Raw genomic sequence first — 22123 nt, 5'->3', positions numbered from 1 at the left:
GGGGTGATCACCCCACCGGACGCCGCACCATCGGTGACTCCATCTGCAGCACGATCAGCGAGCGCACCAAGCCGGTCACATCTGCTCGGGCGACTCCAGTCCCAGCAGGTCGAGGCCGGTCGTCATGACCCGGAGGACGAGGGCGCACAGCGTCAGGCGCGACTCCCTGACCTCGTCGCGCTCGGCCTTGAGCACCGGGCAGTTCTCGTAGAACGCCGAGAACGCCTGGGCCAGCTCGAACAGGTAGCCGGCCAGCCGGTGCGGCTCGTTGGTGTCGCCGACCTCGGCCACGACCGCGCCGAAACCGAGCAGGTGCGTGGCGAGGGCGCGCTCGTGCGGCTCCCCGAGGGAGATGTCGGCGTGCTGGGCCGCCGGGTCGAGCCCGACCTGGCGGAAGATCGACCGGATCCGGGCCACGACGTACTGCAGGTAGGGGCCCGTGTTGCCGGTGAGCGCGACCATGCGGTCGAGGTCGAAGACGTACTCGCTGTCGTGCGCGACGGACAGGTCGGCGTACTTCACGGCCCCGATCCCGATCTGCCTGGCGATGGTCGCACGGATGGAGTCGTCGAGGTCGGGCCGCGTCTCGTCGATGACAGCGCGTGCCTTCTCGATGGCCTCGTCCAGGAGCGCCATGAGCCGCAACGGCGCACCCGAGCGCGTCTTGAGGATCTTGCGGTCCTCCCCGAGCACGTTGCCGATCTGCACGTGGACGGGCACGACGTCGTCGGGCAGCCAGCCGGCCTTGCGGGCGGTGTCCCAGACCATGTTGAGGTGCAGCGACTGCGGCGCCCCGATGACGTAGAGCACGCGGTGGGCGCCGAGGTCGTGCACGCGGTACTTGATGGTCGCGAGATCCGTTGTGGCATAACCGTATCCACCATCGGACTTACGAATGATGAGCGGCACCGGCTTGCCCTCGCGGCCGGTGTAGCCGTCGAGGAAGACACACAGCGCCCCGTCTGACACCTCGGCGATGCCCCGGGACTCGAGCTCCTCGCAGATGCCGGGGAGGGCGTCGTTGTACATCGACTCGCCCGCGAGGTGCAGGTCAGTCAGCGTCACGCCCAAGGTCGAGTAGAGCTTGTTGAAGTAGACCTTGGAGAGGTCGACGAGCTCGTTCCAGAGCCGCAGGGTCTCAGCGTCCCCTGCCTGCAGGAGCACGACCCGCGAGCGGGCCCGCACGTTGAAGTCCCCTGCGCTGCCGACAGGTTCGGCCTTCTCGGCGGTGTCGAACTTGACCCGGGCGGCCTGGTAGAAGGCGTTCGGGTCGGTGACCAGGAGACCGGCCTCGTCCGAGCCCTCCCCGACCTCGAGCAGGTGCTCGATGAGCATTCCGAACGGCGTGCCCCAGTCACCGATGTGGTTCTGCCGGATGACGTTGTGTCCCAGGTGCTCGAGGGTGCGAGCGATCGAGTCGCCGACGACCGTCGTACGCAGGTGCCCGACGTGCATCTCCTTGGCGACGTTGGGCGCGGAGTAGTCGATCGGGATGTTCTGGGTCGGCTGGAGCTCGACACCGGCGCGCTCGTCCGCCGCGACGTCCTGCAGCAGCCCGGCGATCCACGCGTCGGAGAACGTGAGGTTGATGAAGCCGGGGCCGCTGACCTCGACGGAGTCGCACACGCCGTCGAGGTCGAGGGCGTCGACGATCCTGGCCGCGACCTCGCGCGGCGGCATACCGACCTTCTTGGCCAGTGCGAGCGCGGCGTTGACCTGCACGTCGGCGAACTGCGACGGACGCAGCACCGGGTCGGCCTCGCGGAAGTCGTCACCGAGGGCGGTGGCGATCGCGGACTGGACCTTGGGCGTGAGCGCGACGAGCGGGGAAACCATGCCGGAAGTCTATTTGCGCCAGTGGGGTGCCCGCGCCACCGTTTCCCGGTGGGCCAGGGCCGCTCCCGGACACGGCAGTGGCCACGTACACCGCGTGCACGTGGCCACTCAGCCTGCTGTGACTCGACCCGTCAGGGCGAGGTCACTCCCCCTCGCGGCGGAAGCCCGCGCGGCGGGCCGCCTCCTCGTTGTAGAACCACACGTCGGGCTCGGCGTCGTCATAACCGGGGTCGTCGGGGCCGAGGAAGGTCGTGCCCTCACGCCTGCCCTTGACCGCGTGGCCGAGCGGCTGCGCGCCGTCGGCGATGGGTGCGGCCGAGCCCAGACCGAAACCGCCGTCGACGACCTCGTCGAAACCGGACATCCGGCGGCCGGACGTCGCGTCGTCGGTCGACCCGGCGGTGTCGGTGGCGCCGTTCCTGCCGCTGTCGTTGGTGTCGGTGCTAGCCGGCTCGGCCAGCTCCTCGTCCTCGTCACTCTCGTGGGAGTGCGGGGCCATGTCGACGTCCAGCCCCTCGTCGGCAGCGTCRTCATCACCGGTCGCGTCGTCGAGGCCGCGGTCGCCGGGCGTGGTCGCCCAGGCCTGGCCACGGTGGTCGCCGGGGTCGTTGGCCGGGGTGCCGCCTTCGGCCAGGACGTCGGCCCGGTCGGCCAGGGCCGGCACCTCGACCTGCTTCGGCTCGTCCGCGTCGGCCACGGGCGGCGCCGGGACCTGCACGGACGTGTCGTCGATGTCGCTGGAGGACTGGTCGCTCACGGCGGTGCGCCTTTCATCAGGGAACTGATCCGGTGCAGTCCCTGTACCCACTGAGCCACCGGACGATCCTCCCGTGAGCTCGGTGACCTCGGGCTCCTCGGACGCGTACGACGACTCGTCGGCTGTGTGTGCATCGGTGTCGAGGTCCGCGGCGCTCGCGAGGTCCGTTCCCTCACCCGCCGGGACGGTGGTGGCCTCGGCGTCGGTGGGCGGCGCGAAGGGGTTCTCGGCGTCGGCGAGGTCGTCCTCGTCGTCGTCGTTCGTGAACGCCGTGGCACCGACACCCGGCGACTCCTGACCCGACCGGCGGGCGGACTCGGCGGTGGCGCGGTGCTGCTGGGCCTGCTCCTCGAGGCGACGGGCCTCGACAGCCTGACGCTCGGCGTCAGCGGCCCGACGCTCGGCGTCAGCGGCCCGACGCTCGGCGTCGGCAGCCACCGCGGCGGTCACCGACGCGCGGTCCTCGGTGCGCTGCACCTGTGGCAGTCGCTCCGGGACCCGGGCCCGGAGGTTGCCCGCCTCGAGACGGCGCACCTCGGCCTCGCGGCGCCGAGCCGCCGAGACGAACAACCAGATGATCACGGCGATGACGACGACCGCCACCACGACCCACAGCACCGTCTTGCCTGTGTCGGACATGCCATTCCCCTCACGGATTACGGGTCCTCGCGACCACGTCCCCCGAAACCTACTGCGCTCGAGCCCCGTCAGCCGAGTCCGAGCTTCTTCGCCGTGGTCTCTCGCATCTCGACCTTGCGGATCTTGCCGGTCACCGTCATCGGGAACTCGTCGACGATCTCGACGTAGCGCGGGATCTTGTAGTGGGCGAGCTGCCCGGCGCAGAACTGGCGCAGGGACTCGGCCGTGAGCGGCGTGGCGCCGTCCTTCATGCGGACCCAGGCGCACAGCTCCTCGCCGTACTTCTCGTCCGGGACGCCGATGACCTGGGCATCGAGGATGTCGGGGTGCGTGTAGAGGAACTCCTCGATCTCGCGCGGGTAGACGTTCTCGCCGCCGCGGATGACCATGTCCTTGATGCGCCCGGTGATCTCGACGTAGCCGTCCTCGTGCATGACGCCGATGTCGCCGGTGTGCATCCAGCCGTCCTCGATGGCCTCGGCGGTCTTGTCGGGCTGCTCCCAGTAGCCGAGCATCACCGAGTAGCCCCTGGTCAGGAACTCCCCGGCCGTGCCGCGCGGAACCGTCTCTCCCGTCAGGGGATCCACGATCTTGATCTCGAGGTGCGGTCCGACCCGGCCGACGGTGCCGACCTTCTGGTCGAAGCTGTCGTCGGTGCGGTTCTGCGTCGACACCGGTGACGTCTCGGTCATGCCGTAGCAGATCGTCATCTCCTCGATGCCGGACGCGATGAGCTTCTTCATCAGCTCTGCGGGACACGGGGACCCGGCCATGATGCCGGTCCGCACCGTCGACAGGTCATAGTCGGCGAAGTCCGGCAGGTTCCACTCGGCGATGAACATGGTCGGCACCCCGTAGAGCGAGGTGACCTTCTCGTCCTGCGTGGCGCGCAGGGTCGCGGCCGGATCGAATCCGGGCGCCGGGATGACCATGCAGGCGCCGTGCGTGGTGCACGCGAGGTTGCCCATGACCATGCCGAAGCAGTGGTAGAAGGGCACGGGGATGCAGACCCGGTCGGCCTCGGTGTAGTCGCAGAGCTCACCGACGAAGTAGCCGTTGTTGAGGATGTTGCGGTGGCTGAGCGTCGCCCCCTTGGGGAACCCCGTGGTGCCCGACGTGTACTGGATGTTGATCGGGTCAGTGTTCTTCAGCCGCGCTTGTATGCCGGCCAGCTCGCTCGCGCTGACGCGCTCCGCCTGGTCCAGGGTGGCCTGCCACCCCTCGGTGCCGAAGTAGATCCACTGCTCCAGGGCCGGGCACTCGGACCGGACCTCCTCGACCATCTCGGCGTAGCTGCTCGACCTGAACTGCTCGACGGCGAAGAGGAAGCGGATGCCGGCCTGGTTCAGGACGTACTGCAGCTCGTGCGACCGGTAGCTGGGGTTGATGTTGACGAGGATGGCGCCGATCTTGGCGGTCGCGTACTGCACGAGCGTCCACTCCGAGCAGTTCGGCGCCCAGATCCCGACCCGGTCACCCGTCTCGACCCCGATGGCCAGCAGAGCGCGAGCGAGCCGGTCGACGTCGGCCTGCAGCTCGGCATACGTCCACCGCTTGCCCTGGGCGACGTCGACGAGGGCCTCGCGCTCGCCGAACCGTAGGGCCGTGGCGTCGAAGTTGTCGCCGATGGTCGTCTCGAGCAGTGGGGTGTCGGTCTCGCCGCGGGTGTGCGAGAAGGTCGGGTCGGGGGTGACGGATGGTGCGGCGGTCATCGGTGGCCTCCGGGCGTGGGGCGGTGGACGGTCTCATCCACACCCAACTCCGACGGACCAGCGCGCACAAGCCGCCCGACCGGAAGTGGAGCGAACTCACACCACGGCGCCGGACGTCGCCGGGTCAGACCGGCCCTTCGGTCGCGGTCAGCGGAGGCACATGGACGCCGCGGTGGATCTCGTAGGAGCGCGCGTCGCCCGGCGAGTCGGGGTCGTCGCGGATCGGCCGGTCCGCCATGAACTGTCGAATGACGTTCGCGAGCTCAGCCGGATGGCTGAAGTTGATGGCGTGCGCCGCGCCGTGGATCACCACGAGCAGCACGTGGTTGTCGGTCCGTCCCGCGATCTGCTGGATCCGGGGCGGCGCGGGCATCAGGGGGTCGGCGCTGCCGACCACGACGAGGGTGGGGATTGCCAACGCCAGCAGGCGGTCGAGCGCCGGGTAGCGCGTGAGCGCCCGGAACATCCGCATCGTGCTGGGCACACCGAACCGGAGGTAGTCGGGGACCGCCACCGGCAGGAGCTGCACGGGTTCCCGTATGCCGTCACGAGCCAGCTGCCGGACGGCCCGGTGCAGCGGTTGGTTGTGGAGACCCCCGGCCGGCGCGACGAGCACGGCGCGCTCGAGGCGTTCGGGGTAGAGGTGTGCGAACTCGCAGATCACCGCGCATCCCATGGAGTTGCCGACCAGGGTCACCTTCGGCACGGATCGGTCGTCGAGGAAGGCTGCGGCGGCGTGGGCGAGCTCGGTCACTCCAAGGGGCTCGCGCGACCTCCCGCTGCGGCCGAAGCCGGGCAGGTCGGGGACGAGGGTGTGGAACTCCCCCGCCAGGCGCTCGGCCGTGGGAAGCAGGTAGCGGCCCGACAAACCGAAGCCGTGCAGGTGCATCATCGGCGCCGCACCGGCAGGACCGGTGGACTCCCGGTAGAAGACCCGGACGTCCCCGACCGTCGTCCAGCGTTCGGTCAGCGCGCTCATGACGTCAGCCCTGTCCTGGCTCGCGCGGCCGTCGGCCCGGGGCGGGCGGCGGCGGCGTCGTCCGCGCCCTCGCCGGTCACGTCGTCGTCCTCGTCGTCATGCCCTCATCGTGCCGACGGCCAAACGTCGCAGCCTCACCCCCGCAGGATGAACGGCACCGTCGGACAGGACCCTCGAGCAGGCCGGACAGCACGACACCCCGACCGGGAACCGATCGGGGTGTGGTGTTCTGTCTCAACACAGAGTGCACCCGTAGGGATTCGAACCCCAAACCTTCTGATCCGTAGTCAGATGCTCTATCCGTTGAGCTACGGGTGCGTCGTTCCGCCACTGGGAGGAACGAAAAGTTACCTTAGCGCCTCGGGTCCGCATCCACGAAATCGTCACCCGCGAGCCGTCGGCACCGGCGTCCGGATGGTCGCACCCGGCATACGCCCTCGGGGGGTGACCGAGGTGTCCGCTCGCCGCATGGACCTACGGATGAGTACTGAAATTACTGCAAGAAACCGACAGGCCATCGTCGTATTTCTTGCGGTCCCCAGGCGGTGTGAGCCGTCTCACCGCTCTCCCCCCTGCTTGCGGCCAAAGGCGCTCGCGGTGACGCGTACCTTGAAGTCATCACGTCATCTGTTCAGCATGTGGACACCTGCAGCCCGATCCGGGCCCGCCCAGGATCCACGTGGGGAGCAGCTTCACACCGGCACGACGTGGTGCCGGGCGGCACCGCGCGCGAAGGGATGGGCCCCGAGTTGACCACGACCCACGAGAAACAGACACACACGACGCACGCGGGACTGGCCGCATGGGTCGAGCAGGTCGCCGAGCTGACGCAGCCGCGCGACATCCGCTGGATCACCGGCTCCCCCGAAGAGTGGACCGAGCTGACCGACCAGCTCGTCGAGGCCGGCACGTTCGTGCGGCTCGACGAGAGCAGGAAGCCGAACTCCTTCTACTGCGCGAGCGACCCGACCGACGTCGCACGCGTCGAGGACCGGACCTACATCTGCTCCGTCGACGAGAAGGACGCCGGGCCCACCAACAACTGGATGGCGCCGGACGAGATGAAGGCTCGGATGACCGAGCTCTACCGGGGCAGCATGCACGGCCGCACGATGTTCGTCATCCCGTTCGTCATGGGCCACCTCGACGCCACGGTCCCGATGTTCGGTGTCGAGATCACCGACTCGGCCTACGTCGTGGTCTCGATGCTCGTCATGGCCCGCTGCGGCGACTCGGTGCTGCACAAGATCGAGGAGACGGACGCGAGGTACGTCCCCGCCCTCCACTCGGTCGGCGCCCCGCTCGCCGAGGGCCAGGCCGACGTCGCGTGGCCGTGCTCCGACACGAAGTACATCGTCCACTTCCCCGAGGAGCGCACCATCTGGAGCTACGGCTCCGGCTACGGCGGCAACGCCCTCCTCGGCAAGAAGTGCTACGCGCTGCGCATCGCCTCGGCGGTCGCCCGTGACGAGGGCTGGATGGCCGAGCACATGCTCATCCTCAAGCTCACCTCGCCGAAGGGGTCCGTCCACTATGTCGCGGCCGCGTTCCCCTCGGCCTGTGGCAAGACGAACCTCGCGATGATCACACCCACCGTGCCCGGCTGGAAGGCCGAGATGGTCGGCGACGACATCGCCTGGATGCGCTTCGGTGAGGACGGCCGGCTCTACGCCGTCAACCCGGAGTTCGGTCTCTTCGGCGTCGCCCCCGGCACCGGCGAGTCGACCAACCCGAACGCGATGGCCACCATCGAGAAGGGCAACTCGGTCTTCACCAACGTGGCCCTGACCGACGACGGCGACGTCTGGTGGGAGGGCATGACGGACGAGCCGCCGGCCCACCTCACCGACTGGCTCGGCAACGAGTGGACGCCGGCCGACGGCGAGGCGGGCACCAAGGCGGCCCACCCGAACAGCCGCTTCTGCACGCCCGCCAAGCAGTGCCCGATGATCGCCCCGGAGTACGACAACCCCAACGGCGTGCCGATCGACGCGATCCTCTTCGGCGGCCGCCGCAAGACGACCGTGCCCCTCGTCTACGAGTCGCGCGACTGGCAGCACGGCACCTTCATCGGCGCGACGCTCTCCTCGGAGACCACCGCAGCCGCGACCGGCGCCGTCGGCGTCGTCCGCCGCGACCCGATGGCGATGCTGCCCTTCATCGGCTACCACGCCGGCGACTACATGAACCACTGGCTCGAGATCGGCAAGAGCGCGGACGCCTCCAAGCTCCCCCGCATCTTCGGCGTCAACTGGTTCCGTCGCGACGAGGAGGACGGTTCCTTCCTGTGGCCCGGGTTCGGCGAGAACAGCCGCGTCCTCAAGTGGGTCATCGAGCGCCTCGACGGCGACGCCGATGCCGTGGAGACCCCGATCGGGTTCGTGCCGACCGAGGGCTCCCTCGACATCGACGGGCTCGACATGACGCCCGAGCAGGTCGCCAAGGCCGTCAAGGTCGACGCGGCCGACTGGGAGAAGGAGCTGCCCCTCATCCAGGAGTGGTTCGACAAGTTCGGCGACCAGCTCCCCGCGGAGCTGTGGGCCGAGCTCGACGGTCTCAAGGCCCGCCTCAGCGGTCAGTGAGGTCCGGTCCGCCCCTGCTGGCCGGCGGGCGGCGGACGACGTGATGCAGGGCCCGGCACCTCACGGTGCCGGGCCCTCCGTCATACGCCCACTGTCGCTCAGCGGGGTCCGTGGGGTACATGTGGGCCATGAGCGACGCACACTCCTACCGGCGCGAGGAGTCGGAGGCCGAGCGGCTTGACCGCAACTTCGGCSAGCAGCTGCAGGAGGTGCGCATCGCCCAGGCGGGCGTGCAGATCCTCTTCGCCTTCTTGCTGACCATCCCCTTCCAGCAGCGCTTCTCGGCGCTCACCGGCCCGCAGCGCGGCATCTACGTCGTCACGCTGGTGTCCATCGCGATCAGCACGCTCGTGTTCATGACGCCCGTCGCGATGCACCGGATGCTCTTCCGTGAAGGGCTCAAGGACTTCGTCGTCCGGCACACCGACACCCTCATCGGGACCGGGCTCTTCTTCCTCGGTGTCGGCATCATCGGCGGGGTGGTGCTGGTGCTCGACGTCCTGCTCTCGCACACGACCGCCTTCTGGATCGGCGGGTCGCTCGCGCTGCTCGCGTTCGCCCTCTGGGTGGTGCTCCCGTTGACGCAGCGCCGCCGGCGCAGCCGTGAGGACGCCGACGGCTCCTCCGCCGGCTGACCCGTCCGGAGAGACGGAAGGACCCCCGACGCACAGCGGGTCGGGGGTCCTTCTTCGTCGGCGGAGGCGGCGGGATTTGAACCCGCGAGAGGTTTTATCCTCAACCCGCTTAGCAGGCGGGCGCACTAGGCCACTATGCGACGCCTCCGTGCCCGCGACGACGTCGCCGAAGCGGCGGCGGATGGACGGGCGAGCACAGGCTACCGGCACCGACGCGCCCGACCCAAACCGGGGTCCTGTGAATGGCGTGCCTTACCCAGCAGGATGCAGTGCATATCAGGTTGGCGAGGCACAATGTGCAGGCGACTCGTGCGGACGGGTCGGCGAGAAAGGACTCCATGACCCAACCGAACACGCGAGGTCCGGCTGCGCCCCCGACCCGCGAGGCACTTCGACCTGAGCTGAGGTCGGGTTTCCGTCGCGCCCTGGGCCTCACCGCTCTCGGCACGGTCGTGCCCGGCGCCGGCCTGACCCAGACCCGGAGTCGCAAGATCGGCTGGGCGATACTCGTCGTCGCCATCCTCGTCCTCAGTGCCGGCGCCTACTACGCGATGCGCAACGGCCTGACGAATGCTGCGCTGTCGGTCGTCGCACGACCCGCAGTGCTGCAGGCCATCACCATCACCTTCGTCGTGGTCGGCATCCTCTGGTGCGGGTCCATCATCCTCACCGCGGTCCAGTCGCGGCCGACTCGTCTGGACAAGGGACGGACGCGCGCCCTTGCCGCGTTCACCACGCTCATGGTCTTCCTCGTCGCGGCGTCGTCCTTCAAGTTCGCCGAGTACGCCAGCATCACGCGGACGACGGTGGCACAGGTCTTCGGCAGCACGCCCGTCAAGCCCGGCGTCGGGGCGCAGGTGGCAGAGGGCGACGACCCCTGGGCCGACCAGGCACGGGTGAACATCCTGCTGCTCGGCTCCGATGCGGGCGTGGGCCGAACGGGGACACGCACCGACTCGATGATCGTCGCGAGCATCGACTCGAAGAGCGGCCGTACCGCGCTCATCTCGCTGCCTCGCAACCTGCAGCGGGTGCCGCTGCCGAAGTCCAGCCCGTTGCGCGGCCTCTACCCGAGCGGCACGTACGGGCTGCCGGTGTGCTTCAGGGAGCAGAAGGACCCGAACGACCAATGCATGCTCAACGCCGTATGGACGGAGGTCGACCAGTACCGGCAGGACCACCCGGGCACGTACACAGGTGCGGTTCCCGGCCGCGACGAGACGCGTAACGTCATCTCCGAAGCGCTCGGGCTCAAGATCGACCACACCGTCGTCGTTGACCTGAAGGGGTTCTCGCAGCTCATCGACGCCATGGGCGGCGTCACGATCAACGTCAAGCTGAGTGGCTTCGGGACCAAGCTGCCGATCGGCGGCCACAGCGACGGCAACGGGGGCGTCGTCGGCGAGAGCGGGTACTTCGATCCCGGTCGCCGGCACCTGAGTGGCAACCTGGCGCTCTGGTACGCCCGCACCCGGGCCGCCGACAGCGACACGTACCGCCAGGCGCGCCAACGCTGCGTCGTGCAGGCCGTCGTCAAGCAGGTCGACCCTGCGCAGATGGTCGCCAAATACCCGGAGCTCGCCCGCATCGCTCGCGACAACATCTACACCGACATCCCGGCACAGAACCTTCCCGCGTTCGTCGACCTCATCGAGCGGGTTCAGAAGAGCGGCAAGATCAACAGCCTCGCACTGACTCAGATCCCGGGCTTCGACTCGGTCAGGCCCAACTACGACCAGATCCACGCCTTCATCCAGAAGGGCATCGCGGAACCGAAGGCGGACAGCCCGTCGACATCGACCGCGACGAAGGCGCCGACGAGCACCCCGTCGCCGACGAGCACCCCGTCACCGACGACAACGCCGTACGACGAGTGCTGACGATCGATGGGCTGACCTGAGGTCAGCCGTCTGGTCACAACAAAGCCCCCGGCCGATGGCCGGGGGCTTTGTCACAAACGACGTCTGGGTGTCGCTCGTTGCTGTTGATCCCTATCGATCAGAGCGGGCGAACTGCGTCGGCCTGCGGGCCCTTGGGACCCTGCGTGACCTCGAACTCGACTCGCTGTGCCTCTTCCAGCGAACGGTAGCCGTTCGACTGGATGGCCGAGTAGTGGACGAAAACGTCGGGGCCGCCGCCGTCCTGGGCGATGAAGCCGAAGCCCTTTTCAGCGTTGAACCACTTGACGGTGCCCTGTGCCATACGGGTAACTCTTCCTTCTTTAGCGTGTGGGACAACGCACCTCGCGCATCCCAAGCTGCCGCTTCGACCCCACTCGGCGGGCGAACCCACCGATGCCGAAAAGAAATCCCGTCATCGTTGCGGATGACGGGCCCTGCTCGACGACGAGGAACTGCAACTGCAACCGCGACGAACCTAGCAGAATACCGGCCCGTCGGCCCGTCAGATGACAGCATCTTCTGGGCGTTCAGGAGCCGTTCTCCCCGGCGTCACGCCGGGTGCCTCGCAACGCCAGTCGGGGTCGTCTGTCCCCACGGATCGTCGCGACCATGTCGACCACCCGACGGGTCGCCCGCACGTCGTGCGCGCGGAAGACCGTGGCTCCCAACCAGGCCGCGACAGCGGTGGCCGCGAGCGACCCCTCGAGGCGTTCCTCGGCGGGCAGGTCGAGCGCCTCTCCGACGAAGTCCTTGCGCGACATCGCCTGCAGCACAGGCAATTTCAGCGCCACGACGTCAGCCGTGTGGCGCAGCACCTCGAGGGAGTGCGCCGTGGTCTTGCCGAAGTCGAGCGTCGGGTCCACGAGGATCCGTTCCCGAGGTATGCCGGCCTGCTCCGCCGCGTGGGCGCCGTGCGCCAGGGTGCGCACCACGTCCCGCACGACGTCGAGAGGGTCGTCGCCGTAGGTGACGTCCACGGGGTCGGTGCGCGGCGGCAGTCCGCCGGTATGTGAGACGACGTAGCCGGCGCCGAGGTCGGCCGCGACGTGGACGAGGTCGGGGTCGTGCCCGGCCCACGTGTCGTTCACGAGGTCCACGACGCCGTCGGCCTCCCGGGCGACCTCCGAACGCCAGGTGTCGAGGCTCAGGAGGACGTCCGGGTGCTCCGAACGAGCCCACTGGAGGAAGGGGACGACGCGGCGGATCTCCTCGTAGGCATCGACGACCTCACCCTCCTGGCCGGCCCTGACACCGCCCACGTCGATGAGGTCTGCGCCGAGCTCCACCGCGTCGACGAGGGCCGCCTTGGCCGACTCGAGGTCAGCGTGCCGGTTGCCACTGAAGAAGGAGTCACGGGTTCGGTTGACGATCGCCATGACCGCCGGCGTCGCGGAGTCGAAACGCTTGCCGCGCAAGACGAGCGGGCTGGCGGACGGCAGCGCGAGCGGAGCCAGCCCACTGAGGATGTCGGCGGTTTCGGGCGTGGGTTCCGAGCCGGGCTGTCTGGTCACACTGTCCTATCTCACGGCGTCGCCCAAAGGTCAACGACGGTACGGAGCATGGATGCGGAACTGTTACGATTGCGGTGCAGACAACCCCTTTGTCCCCTGCGTGATCCGGAGCTCGGGTGGGGGTGTCTGCCGGTCCTGGCCGTCCCGCAATGACAGTCGACCACCGAGCCCTTCACCCATGCACGAACAGGGCTCAACCACAAGGAAACTGAATACAGAGATGTCGTACATCGTGTCGTTGTTCGCGGCCATGAACCGTCCGTCCACGTCAGTGCGGGTCGGTCAGTACAACTCCAGCACGACGTTCGAGGAGCGGCTCGGCCTGCTCTGACAGCGCGTGCACGCTGGACTCCTCGCGAGACCAGCGCATGAGAACGAAAGGGACTCCGGATCTCCGGAGCCCCTTTTTTCATGCCCGCGCCCGACGGCGCACGTGGCGGAGGGCGTGGGATTCGAACCCACGATGGGCTATGAACCCATAGCGGTTTTCAAGACCGCCGCACTCGGCCACTATGCGAGCCCTCCAGTGTCCGGGGAGTCTATCCGGGCCGGCCGCGGCCAGAAACCGCACACCCCGCGGACGGGCACCCACAGCACACCGCGCGGCGGCGGCTCAGATGTAGATGGCGGGGTCGAGCCACTGGTTGGTGGCGTCGCGCTTCGGGAAGCGGACCACTGCCGGTATGCCGGTCGCCACCGCACCTGCCGGCACGTCCTTGACGACGACGGAGTTCGCCCCGATCTGGACGTCGTCGCCGATCCGGATCGCCCCGAGCACGCGCGCGCCGGCACCGATGGTGACGCGGTTGCCGACCGTGGGGTGGCGCTTGACGTGCTGCAGCGACCGGCCTCCGAGCGTGACGCCGTGGTAGAGCATGACGTCGTCGCCCACCTCGGCGGTCTCGCCGATGACGACGCCCATGCCGTGGTCGATGAAGAACCTTCGTCCGATCCGGGCTCCGGGATGGATCTCGACGCCAGTGACGGAGCGCGCAACCGTGGCGAGCACTCGCGCCGGCAGCCGGCCCCCCGGCTGCTTCCACAGCTCGTGCAGGCCCCGGTGCGCCCAGACGGCGTGCAGGCCCGGCGACGTCAGCACCAGCTCGAGCCGGGAGTTCGCGGCCGGGTCACGCGCGATGGCACGGTCGACATCCTCGAGCGCCCGGTCTGCCAGCTTGCGCACGAGACCGAACGGGCCGGCATACGAACGCTCGTCGGAGGCGACCGGCTCGTCCCCGGCGTCACCGCGCACGAGCGTCAGCGGCTTCTCGGCCGGCCTCGGCCCGTGGTCGATCTGTGGTGCGGTGCTCATGCGCGAACTCCTCGGGGTGCTGGTGTGCAACGACGGTCAGTCGACGAGACCCTCGAAGAGGATGGTGGACAGGTAGCGCTCGCCGAACGAGGGGATGATGACGACGATCGTCTTGCCCCGGTTCTCCTCGCGCTGCGCGACCTGGACGGCGGCCGCGATGGCGGCGCCGGAGCTGATGCCGACGAGCAGACCCTCCTCGGTCGCGGCGCGCCGGGCCCACTTCACCGACGTCTCGGCGTTGATGTCGATGACCTCGTCGTAGATCTCGGTGTCGAGGATCTCCGGCACGAAGTTGGCGCCGATGCCCTGGATCTTGTGAGGGCCGGGCTGGCCGCCGTTGAGGATCGCGGACTCCTCCGGCTCGACGGCGATGATCTGCACGCCGGGCTTGCGGGCCTTGAGCACCTGGCCGATGCCGGTGATGGTGCCGCCCGTGCCGATGCCGGCGACGACGATGTCGACCTCGCCGTCGGTGTCCTTCCAGATCTCCTCCGCCGTGGTCTTGCGGTGGATCTCGGGGTTGGCCTCGTTGGCGAACTGGCGCGCGAGCACCCCACCACGCTCGGCGGCGATCTCGTCGGCCTTGGCGACCGCGCCCTTCATGCCGGTGGACGGGTCGGTCAGGACGAGCTCGGCGCCGAAGGCACGCAGCAGCGCGCGGCGCTCCTTGCTCATCGACTCCGGCATCGTCAGCACGACCGTGTAGCCGCGGGCTGCGCCGACCATGGCGAGCGCGATGCCGGTGTTGCCGGACGTCGCCTCGACGATCGTGCCGCCGGGCTTGAGCTCGCCGCTCGCCTCGGCCGCGTCGATGATCGCGACCCCGATGCGGTCCTTGACGGAGTTGGCGGGGTTGTAGAACTCGAGCTTGGCGGCAACGGTCGCCTGCGCTCCATCCGTGACCTTGTTGAGGCGCACGAGCGGCGTGTTGCCGATCAGCTTGGTCACGTCGTCGTAGATCGGCATTGCAGTGGACCTTTCGGCTGAGTGCGGCGGGACGGTCTGGCGACCCGGGTCGTCATCGACAACCGGGCTCTCCTTATACATATTCCAACACCTCGTTATCTGATGCCAGTGGCGCCCATGATCCGGGCGTATGCCGTCCCGCGGGCCCCCGCCGTGCGCGCCCATCACCGGGACGAGGGGGACGAGCGTCACGGCGCGACGGCCGTCACATTCACTAAGCGCTTGCTAACTCGTCAGTAGACTCCCCGGCATGAGTGCGCTCCAGATCGTCGCCGTCGTCCTCTGCCTCGGCGTGACCGCCGTGGCCGTCGCCCTGCTCGTCAAGACGGTCAACCACTTCCTCGCCACCTTCCGGCTCGGGCAGCCCGAGGACCGCGGTGACGACAAGGGAGCCCGCACCCGGACCCTGCTGCGCGAGTTCCTCGGCCACACGCGCATGTCGCGCCTGCCGGTCGTGGCGGTCGCGCACTGGTTCACGATGGTCAGCTTCGGCATCCTCTTCTTCACCCTCCTGGGCGCCTTCGGGCAGCTCTTCGCGCCGGACTTCGTCCTGCCGGTCATCGGCCACTTCTTCCTCTACGAGTGGGTCACCGACTTCTTCGCCTCCGCGGGGTTCATCTCGATCGTCGTGCTGATGGCGATCCGGCAGAAGAACCACCCGCGCTCGGCCGCGGGCGAGGACGGCCGCCGCAGCCGGTTCTTCGGATCCACCTGGTGGCAGGCGTACTACGTCGAGCTGACGATCCTCGGCGTCACCCTCTGCATCGGCCTGCTCCGTGCCCTMGAGTGGACCCTGGCCCGCAAGACCGGCACGGGCATGGACAACGCCCTGYACTTCCCGCTCACCGGCTGGATCGGCAACTTCTTCACCGGCCTGTCGATCGGCGCCATCGAGAACCTCATCGTCGTCATCGCCGCGATCAAGATCCTCATCAGCTTCGCGTGGATGATCACCATCGCCCTGCAACCGACGATGGGCGTCGCCTGGCACCGCTTCCTCGCCTTCTTCAACATCTTCTTCAAGCGCCACGCCGACGGCCGCACGAGCCTCGGCGAGCTCCAGCCGATCCGGGTGGGCGGCGAGGTCCTCGACTTCGAGAACGTCGACGAGCTCGACGAGGACGCGGCGCTCGGCGTCGGCAAGGTCGAGGACTTCACGTGGAAGGGCCTGCTCGACTTCACGACGTGCACCGAGTGCGGTCGCTGCCAGAGCCAGTGCCCGGCCTGGAACACCGACAAGCCGCTCAGCCCCAAGCTCCTCGTCATGACGCTGCGCGACCACGCGCACGCCAAGTCGCCGTGGCTGCTCGCCTCGGAGGAGGTCCGGGCCGGCGGAATCGACGCGGCCGAGGGCTTCAACGACGCCACCAGGGGCGCCGTCGCCACGGAGCAGCTCGTCGGCGAGACCGGCTACGACATCCGTCATCCGCTGACGGCCTACAACCCGCACGGTCCCGACGCCGTCATCGACGAGGACGTCCTCTGGTCGTGCACGACGTGTGGCGCGTGCGTCGAGCAGTGCCCCGTCGACATCGAGCACGTCGACGCCATCGTCGACCTGCGCCGCTACAAGAACCTCATCGAGGCGGCCTTCCCCGCCGAGCTGGGCGGCCTCTTCAAGAACCTCGAGAAGAACTCCAACCCGTGGGGCCTCGCGCCGCGGCTGCGGATGGACTGGGCCAAGGACCTCCCGTTCGAGGTCAAGCAGGTCGGCCAGGACGTCGAGGACCTGAACGAGGTCGACTACCTCTTCTGGGTCGGCTGCGCCGGTGCCTACGAGGACCGCGCCAAGAAGACGACCCGCGCCGTCGCGGAGCTGCTCGACACCGCGGGCGTCAGCTTCGCCGTGCTGGGTGACGGCGAGGCCTGCACCGGTGACTCCGCCCGCCGCGCCGGCAACGAGTTCCTCTTCCAGATGCTCGCGCAACAGAACGTCGAGACCCTCAACGAGGTCGGTGCGACGAAGATCGTCGTCACCTGCGCCCACTGCTTCAACACGATCAAGAACGAGTACCCGCAGCTCGGTGGGCAGTACGAGGTGCTGCACCACACCCAGCTGCTGAACCGGCTCGTCCGCGAGAAGCGCCTGACGCCCGTCGCCCGCCCGGGTGAGGCGTCGTCGGCGGGCACGCTCACCGGGGCCGCCTCGACCGGCGCCAAGGTGACCTACCACGACCCGTGCTACCTCGGTCGGCACAACCAGGTCTACGCACCGCCCCGCGAGCTGCTCCAGATCCTGCCCGGCGTCGAGTACGCCGAGATGGAGCGCTCCAAGGAGAAGTCCTTCTGCTGCGGCGCCGGCGGCGCCCGCATGTGGATGGAGGAGAAGCTCGGCACCCGGATCAACAACAACCGCACCGAGGAGGCCCTCGCCACCGGCGCCGAGCGCATCGCCGTCGGCTGCCCCTTCTGCAAGGTCATGCTCTCCGACKGGCTCAACGCCGCCATCCAGGACGGCAAGGCCACCGACGCCGTCGAGGTCGTCGACGTCGCGCAGATGCTCCTCGCGGCCGTCCGCCGCGGCAACGAGGGCGGCGAGCCGATCGAGGCCGAGACGCCCACGCCCCAGCCCGACCCGGAGCCCGCACCCACCGCCTGACCAGACCGCCCGACCCGGCGAGACGGCATACGACACGAGGACACGAGGACACGAGGACACGAGGAGGACCCTCCCGGGCGCGGGAGGGTCCTCCTGTCCGTGCGGGCGCGAAGCGGCTGCGAGGCTCAGAGGATGCCGCGCGCCTGGAACGCTCGCGTCACGGCCCGGGAGGCGGAGGTGCCGTAGAGCCGTTGCGCAGCAGCGACGGTGGCCGTGGCCGCGTCGCGGAACGAGGTGTCCTGCGCGAAGGCGAACTGCGCCTCGACGATGAGGGTGCTCGCCCTGGTGTCGCCGAGCGCACCACGGATGTCCCACAGCGCCCGCGACCAGATCTCGCCGTCGGCGTGGACCTCGCCGATGACGTCCTCCGGGTAGTGCTTGGTGCCGTCGAGACGGCGGAGGCAGTGCGGCACGGTGCTCGTGTAGGAGACGGAGTCCCAGTCGGCGACGCAGGCCTCGGGCGTCTTCGTCGGGGTGCCGGCGGCCCAGCTCGTCACGACGACGGCGAGGTAGTCACCGAAGGCCTCGCCGATGGCGCCGGACTCGAGGTTGGTGCCGAAGCCGGGCACCTGCCCGTCCTGCACCGAGTGGCCGTACTCGTGGACGATGACCTCGGCGTCCTCGCCGTCGTCGACGCCACCCTTGCCGAGCGTGATGTTGGCCTTGTCGTCGCGGAAGAACGAGTTGTCGCCGCCGTACTGGTCGATGCGCACCTCGATCTGCCGCTGGTTGACCGGCCGCAAGGTCGAGCCGAAGCCCAGGTGCTGCAGGTAGGTCTGGGCGGTCGTCACCCAGTGGTAGCCCATGACCTGCTCGAACTGGTCGGCGTCGCGGTGATAGGCCGGGAACGCGCCCGCCACGCTGACCGCGGCCTTGCCGGTCGAGCTCTTGACGCGCACGTAGGCACCGGTGAGCGTGCCGGAACCGTCGAGGTCGGTGAGCGTCACCCGGTGGTATGCCGCCGCGAGCGCCGGGTAGTCGACGTCCTTCTGGTCGGTGAGCGTCTCGTTGCCGAGGTCCTGGACCGGGTTCGTCAGGAACACGGTGCCCGTTGCCGTGTGGTCGAAGGGCGATGGTGCGCCCTGAGCCGGCAGGGTGACGCCGGCAATGGCGAGCGACGCGACCGCGGCGACGCCCCACGTGTGGATTCTGCGTGACATGGACACACTCTTGCGCGGGCGCGCGGGTCGCACCAGACTTTCTGGCCGCTGGCCTAGCCTTCCCCTGTGACCCCCAGCGCCCTGCCGACCCACGTCCTCGCAGACCTCGCACCCACCGGTGTCCTACGCGCGTCCATCAACCTTGGCAACCCCGTTCTCGCGCAAGGCACTCCGGAGGAGCCCCGGGGCGTCACGGTCGACATCGCGCGCGCCGTCGGCGAGCGCCTCAGCGTGCCCGTTGAGCTGCTCTGCTTCGGCGCGGCCCGCCGGTCCTACGAAGCGATGGCGACCGGTGCGGCCGACATCTGCTTCCTCGCCATCGACCCGGCGCGCGAGGCGGAGGTCGCGTTCACCGAGCCCTACGTGCTCATCGAGGGCGTCTATGTCGTGCCCGACGACTCGCCTCTGCGCAGCGTCGCCGACGTCGACGTCGACGTCGAGGGCGTGCGGATCGGCGTCAAGACGGGGTCGGCCTACGACCTTCACCTCTCCCGCACCCTCGTGCACGCCGAGCTCGTCCGCGGCGACGAGGGTGTCGACGTCTTTCTCGCCGAGGCCCTCGAGGCGGGGGCCGGGATCCGCGAGCCCGTGGCCGCCTTCGCCGAGTCTCACGGGGGCCTCCGGGTCGTCGACGGCGCCTTCATGCAGATCCGGCAGGCTGTCGGCACGACCCGCGCCCGGTTGCCCGAGACGGTCGCCTTCCTGCGCGACCTCGTCGAGGAGCTCAAGGCGAGCGGCTTCGTCGCCGACGCCCTGGAGCGGTCCGGACAGCGACGTGAGGTGGCAGCGCCACCGGCCTGACGGCATACGCAGGCGTGGAGGTGGAACCGCACGCCCCCGGGCGCCTCGACTAAGAGGCCACTCCCCCGGCCCATCACGACGTCGACGGTGAGATGGCCCTCCTGACGGCCGATGTCGAGGCAGGACAGGATCTTCTCGAGCTGGTCGTTGCTCGCCTGGGCACCCGTCGTCGTCTCGGTGTCGAGCGGGTTGCCCTGCTTGATCTTCTCGACGCGGTCCACGGCGTCCGGCACGAAGTCGGAGTGGATCGAGCTCTGCCCCAGCGCAGCGACGGGCACGTGCAGACCTCGCCCTGGGTGAGGGCAAACATCGTGAAGCCGTGCCGGGTTGGACAGAAGGGGTGGCGAAGCGGCGGATTGAGGCGCACCATGAAGGAATCCGCGCAGGATCTCGAGGGAAAGTCCGAGGAGCGACGATGTCACGACGAGCCCCCTTCGTGCCCGACGGCGTGCCGGTGCTGTCACGCGGCCGCCACCGCAGCCCTCGCAAGGGCGCCTGCTTCATGGAGATGGCCTCGTTCCTCGCCGGTGAACGCTGGAGCGACCATCCGGAGTGCACCCACCCGGTGCTCGCCACGCTCGCTCGCTGCGTCAACGACATGCTCGACGAGACTCACCGGCAGCGTCTCGTGACGATGATCCCCGAGGTGGTGGGCCTCAATCCGCACGACCCCCGCGTCGCCACGGCGCTCGTCCTGACGACGGCGCGCGCGGCCCTGCCCATCTCCGCAGAGGAGCGTCAGAACGTCATGGCCCTGGYGATCCTCAACGCAGAGGGCGTCCTCGCCGAGCAGGACGGCAGCTCGGCCGGACGCCTGTCACAGGCGTCCCGGGCCGCCCTCGCGACCGCGCCGGCGGCGGAGCGCTGGGCACGCATCCATCTGGCACGCATGGGCTTCAATGCTGCGGCAGTGCGTCCGTCGAACGCGGCCAAGGTCGTCGCGCTGGCCGTCGACGGCATCGCGCGTGCCTGCGTCGACGACCCCGAGGAGCGACTCGTCAAACTCCTTCGCGACGGCATCGACGTCGTCGCGGCCTTCGCGCCTCTCGCTCCGGTTGTCGTCCCCTRGGGAACGCCCGACACGGCGCCGACCACCGCGCCCGTCAGCACGTCACCACCCAGCGCGCCCGCCGACCAGCAGCCACGGACGCTCGCCCGCTGACGAACGTACGACGGCACGACGATCTGGCCCCGGACGGCAGCGTCCGGGGCCGATCCGTGTCCTGCGACCCACGACCTCCGGCCTCGGTGAGGTCAGCGGGTCTCGCGGAAGTCGACGTGCTCGCGGGCGACAGGGTCGAACTTGCGCAGGACCATGCGGTCCGGGTTGCTGCGCCGGTTCTTCCGGGTCACGTAGCTGTAGCCGGTGCCGGCGGTCGAACGAAGGGTGACGACAGGGCGCAGGTCGGTGCGCTTGGCCATGAGTGCTCCTCGGGTCTCGATGTCACGACGATTCGCGACAGGAATGAGAACCGTTATCGACACTGTGTCATTCCCGACCAGCAGCAAGACTGCCCGTGAGCGGGGTGACGAAGGCCCCGCAGCCAACGCGGGGCCTTCGTGCTCCTGCCGGACGAGCCGCGTCGGATCAGGCGAGCCCGGCGCCCGCGACCCACGTCTTGGCGACCGCGCTCGCGTCCTTCTTGTCGACGACGACCTGCTTGACCATGTCGGCGAGCGACGTGGTGTCGAGCTTGGCCGAGACGGCGTTGAGGACCGACTTGAGGCTGTCGGCCTTCTCGGAACGGACGAGCGGCACGACGTTGTCGGAGCCGAAGAGACTCTTCGGGTCCTCGAGGACGACGAAGCCGTTGGCCGCGATGGACGGGTCGGTGCTGAAGATGTTGGCGGCCTTGACCTGGCCGTTCTTCAGCGCCTCGACCGTCGCCTGGCTCTGCAGCGGTCGGAACTCCTGGGGCGTGATGTTGTAGACCGACTTCAGGCCGACGAGACCCTGCTGACGGGTCTTGAACTCCGGCGGGGCGCCGATCGTGAGGTCGCCCTGGTGCGCGGCCAGGTCGGGGATCGCCTTGAGCGACCACTGGCCGGCCGTGTCCTTGGTGACGACGAGCGAGTTCTTGTCCTCGGCGGCGGACTTGTCCAGGACGGTGAGCCCCTGCGGCAGCTTCTTCTGCAGCTCGGAGTAGACCTCGTCCGGCTTGGTGACGCTGGCGCTCTTGTCGTAGAAGTTGAGCAGCGAACCGGTGTACTCGGGCAGCACGTCGACCTCGCCGCCGGTGATGGCCTTGAGATAGGTCTCACGGCTGCCGATGTTGAACTGCCGGGCGACCTTCATGCCCTTGGCCTCCAGGGCCTGGGCGTAGATCTCGCCGAGGAGTGCCGCCTCGGGGAAGTCGGCGGACCCCACCTTGACGGAGCCGGCCGCGGCGGTCGAGCCACCCGCGGTGGACCCGCCGGGGGCGGCGGACGAAGTGTCGAGCGGGTTACCGCCGCCACCGCAAGCGGCCAGCGGCACGACAGCGGCGAGCAGCAGGCCCGCGGCGAGGAAGCGCGTGCGTGTCATGTTCGGTCCCTTTCGGATGGGGTGCCCGTGGCGGCGGTCGCCTCCATGGGTCCGGAACTGCCGGTGCCGCCGGCGCCGACGACGGCGGCCTGCCGCGCGTCGCCGTCCGGACGGTCAGCGCCGCCAGAGGGTGGTTCGGTGTGGGGATGGGCGTTTCGAGTGCGTGAACGAGCAACACGCGGTCCCCTGCCGGAGATTCCCGGTGAGAC

General features: G+C 69.1%; 17 protein-coding genes, 3 tRNA genes and 1 pseudogene. 6 read left to right on the top strand and 15 right to left on the bottom strand.

Annotation, left to right across the window (positions count from 1 at the left end; translation table 11 throughout):
• Nucleotides 1–75 precede the first annotated feature (75 nt).
• The 5 genes from argS to AC1DP0_RS03220 form a co-directional block, all read right to left on the bottom strand.
• The gene (gene argS / locus AC1DP0_RS03240) at nt 76–1836 is read right to left on the bottom strand and encodes an arginine--tRNA ligase (protein ID WP_478082450.1); all 1761 of its coding nucleotides are present in this window, start codon (nt 1834–1836) and stop codon (nt 76–78) included.
• A gap of 142 nt (nt 1837–1978) precedes the next feature.
• Nucleotides 1979–3232: a sunset domain-containing protein gene (locus tag AC1DP0_RS03235; protein WP_478082449.1), complete on the bottom strand. Its 1254-nt coding sequence runs from the start codon at nt 3230–3232 to the stop codon at nt 1979–1981.
• Nucleotides 3233–3300: 68 nt separating this feature from the next.
• Entirely contained in the window at nt 3301–4944 is a 1644-nt protein-coding gene (locus tag AC1DP0_RS03230; protein WP_478082448.1) for an AMP-binding protein, read from the bottom strand.
• A gap of 124 nt (nt 4945–5068) precedes the next feature.
• The gene (locus tag AC1DP0_RS03225) at nt 5069–5923 is read right to left on the bottom strand and encodes an alpha/beta fold hydrolase (RefSeq protein ID WP_478082447.1); all 855 of its coding nucleotides are present in this window, start codon (nt 5921–5923) and stop codon (nt 5069–5071) included.
• Nucleotides 5924–6168: 245 nt separating this feature from the next.
• Nucleotides 6169–6241: transfer RNA gene (locus tag AC1DP0_RS03220), tRNA-Arg, on the bottom strand.
• Nucleotides 6242–6660: 419 nt separating this feature from the next.
• On the opposite strand from AC1DP0_RS03220, the gene AC1DP0_RS03215 reads away from it, so the two are divergent.
• On the top strand, nt 6661–8505 hold the full coding sequence (locus AC1DP0_RS03215; RefSeq protein WP_478082446.1) for a phosphoenolpyruvate carboxykinase (GTP): 1845 nt from the start codon (nt 6661–6663) through the stop codon (nt 8503–8505).
• A gap of 128 nt (nt 8506–8633) precedes the next feature.
• On the top strand, nt 8634–9140 hold the full coding sequence (locus tag AC1DP0_RS03210) for a DUF6328 family protein (protein ID WP_478082445.1): 507 nt from the start codon (nt 8634–8636) through the stop codon (nt 9138–9140).
• Nucleotides 9141–9201: 61 nt separating this feature from the next.
• Here the strand turns inward: AC1DP0_RS03210 and AC1DP0_RS03205 are convergent.
• A tRNA-Ser gene (locus AC1DP0_RS03205) sits at nt 9202–9288 on the bottom strand.
• 190 nt (nt 9289–9478) lie between these two features.
• On the opposite strand from AC1DP0_RS03205, the gene AC1DP0_RS03200 reads away from it, so the two are divergent.
• Nucleotides 9479–11020, top strand: a complete 1542-nt coding sequence (locus AC1DP0_RS03200; RefSeq protein ID WP_478082444.1) for an LCP family protein — start codon at nt 9479–9481, stop codon at nt 11018–11020.
• A 118-nt stretch (nt 11021–11138) separates the two neighbouring features.
• Here the strand turns inward: AC1DP0_RS03200 and AC1DP0_RS03195 are convergent, their stop codons facing one another.
• From AC1DP0_RS03195 to cysK, 5 genes are all read right to left on the bottom strand, one after another.
• Nucleotides 11139–11342 carry a cold-shock protein gene (locus AC1DP0_RS03195; protein ID WP_030200907.1) on the bottom strand — a complete coding sequence of 68 codons (204 nt, stop codon included), beginning with the start codon at nt 11340–11342 and terminating at the stop codon, nt 11139–11141.
• Nucleotides 11343–11568: 226 nt separating this feature from the next.
• Nucleotides 11569–12552 carry a dihydropteroate synthase gene (gene folP / locus AC1DP0_RS03190; protein ID WP_478082443.1) on the bottom strand — a complete coding sequence of 328 codons (984 nt, stop codon included), beginning with the start codon at nt 12550–12552 and terminating at the stop codon, nt 11569–11571.
• Between the two features lie 434 nt (nt 12553–12986).
• Nucleotides 12987–13077, bottom strand: a tRNA-Ser gene (locus tag AC1DP0_RS03185).
• Nucleotides 13078–13165: 88 nt separating this feature from the next.
• Nucleotides 13166–13864, bottom strand: coding sequence for a serine O-acetyltransferase (gene cysE, locus AC1DP0_RS03180; protein ID WP_478082442.1), 699 nt, complete (start codon nt 13862–13864; stop codon nt 13166–13168).
• Between the two features lie 36 nt (nt 13865–13900).
• Nucleotides 13901–14830: a cysteine synthase A gene (gene cysK, locus AC1DP0_RS03175; protein ID WP_478082441.1), complete on the bottom strand. Its 930-nt coding sequence runs from the start codon at nt 14828–14830 to the stop codon at nt 13901–13903.
• 250 nt (nt 14831–15080) lie between these two features.
• On the opposite strand from cysK, the gene AC1DP0_RS03170 reads away from it, so the two are divergent.
• Entirely contained in the window at nt 15081–17429 is a 2349-nt protein-coding gene (locus tag AC1DP0_RS03170) for a (Fe-S)-binding protein (protein WP_478082440.1), read from the top strand.
• Between the two features lie 125 nt (nt 17430–17554).
• On the opposite strand, the gene AC1DP0_RS03165 is transcribed toward AC1DP0_RS03170, so the two are convergent.
• The gene (locus AC1DP0_RS03165) at nt 17555–18589 is read right to left on the bottom strand and encodes a M4 family metallopeptidase (protein ID WP_478082439.1); all 1035 of its coding nucleotides are present in this window, start codon (nt 18587–18589) and stop codon (nt 17555–17557) included.
• A 66-nt stretch (nt 18590–18655) separates the two neighbouring features.
• Between AC1DP0_RS03165 and AC1DP0_RS03160 the strand changes: the two genes are divergently transcribed.
• Complete coding sequence (locus AC1DP0_RS03160) at nt 18656–19390, top strand: transporter substrate-binding domain-containing protein (RefSeq protein ID WP_478082438.1); 735 nt, start codon at nt 18656–18658, stop codon at nt 19388–19390.
• A gap of 95 nt (nt 19391–19485) precedes the next feature.
• On the opposite strand, the pseudogene AC1DP0_RS03155 reads toward AC1DP0_RS03160, so the two are convergent.
• Nucleotides 19486–19715 (bottom strand): annotated as a pseudogene (locus tag AC1DP0_RS03155) (aldehyde dehydrogenase family protein); the annotation flags it as partial.
• A gap of 90 nt (nt 19716–19805) precedes the next feature.
• Here AC1DP0_RS03155 and AC1DP0_RS03150 point away from each other — a divergent pair.
• Nucleotides 19806–20552: a hypothetical protein gene (locus tag AC1DP0_RS03150; protein WP_478082437.1), complete on the top strand. Its 747-nt coding sequence runs from the start codon at nt 19806–19808 to the stop codon at nt 20550–20552.
• A 92-nt stretch (nt 20553–20644) separates the two neighbouring features.
• Here the strand turns inward: AC1DP0_RS03150 and rpmG are convergent, their stop codons facing one another.
• Both rpmG and AC1DP0_RS03140 read right to left on the bottom strand, forming a co-directional pair.
• The gene (gene rpmG, locus AC1DP0_RS03145; protein WP_020143871.1) at nt 20645–20812 is read right to left on the bottom strand and encodes a 50S ribosomal protein L33; all 168 of its coding nucleotides are present in this window, start codon (nt 20810–20812) and stop codon (nt 20645–20647) included.
• Nucleotides 20813–20978: 166 nt separating this feature from the next.
• The gene (locus AC1DP0_RS03140; RefSeq protein WP_478082436.1) at nt 20979–21914 is read right to left on the bottom strand and encodes an ABC transporter substrate-binding protein; all 936 of its coding nucleotides are present in this window, start codon (nt 21912–21914) and stop codon (nt 20979–20981) included.
• Nucleotides 21915–22123 lie beyond the last annotated feature (209 nt).

Source organism: Terrabacter sp. P5_B1, from assembly GCF_056400505.1.
This window is presented reverse-complemented; position numbering and strand designations above follow the sequence as displayed.

Excerpts from the sequence above, each read along its gene's own strand:
- argS (WP_478082450.1), bottom strand. The coding sequence starts at position 1,836 with ATGGTTTCCCCGCTCGTCGCGCTCACGCCCAAGGTCCAGTCCGCGATC.
- AC1DP0_RS03230 (WP_478082448.1), bottom strand. The coding sequence starts at position 4,944 with ATGACCGCCGCACCATCCGTCACCCCCGACCCGACCTTCTCGCACACC.
- AC1DP0_RS03225 (WP_478082447.1), bottom strand. The coding sequence starts at position 5,923 with ATGAGCGCGCTGACCGAACGCTGGACGACGGTCGGGGACGTCCGGGTC.
- AC1DP0_RS03215 (WP_478082446.1), top strand. The coding sequence starts at position 6,661 with ATGGGCCCCGAGTTGACCACGACCCACGAGAAACAGACACACACGACG.
- AC1DP0_RS03200 (WP_478082444.1), top strand. The coding sequence starts at position 9,479 with ATGACCCAACCGAACACGCGAGGTCCGGCTGCGCCCCCGACCCGCGAG.
- AC1DP0_RS03195 (WP_030200907.1), bottom strand. The coding sequence starts at position 11,342 with ATGGCACAGGGCACCGTCAAGTGGTTCAACGCTGAAAAGGGCTTCGGC.
- cysE (WP_478082442.1), bottom strand. The coding sequence starts at position 13,864 with ATGAGCACCGCACCACAGATCGACCACGGGCCGAGGCCGGCCGAGAAG.
- cysK (WP_478082441.1), bottom strand. The coding sequence starts at position 14,830 with ATGCCGATCTACGACGACGTGACCAAGCTGATCGGCAACACGCCGCTC.
- AC1DP0_RS03165 (WP_478082439.1), bottom strand. The coding sequence starts at position 18,589 with ATGTCACGCAGAATCCACACGTGGGGCGTCGCCGCGGTCGCGTCGCTC.
- rpmG (WP_020143871.1), bottom strand. The coding sequence starts at position 20,812 with ATGGCCAAGCGCACCGACCTGCGCCCTGTCGTCACCCTTCGTTCGACC.
- AC1DP0_RS03140 (WP_478082436.1), bottom strand. The coding sequence starts at position 21,914 with ATGACACGCACGCGCTTCCTCGCCGCGGGCCTGCTGCTCGCCGCTGTC.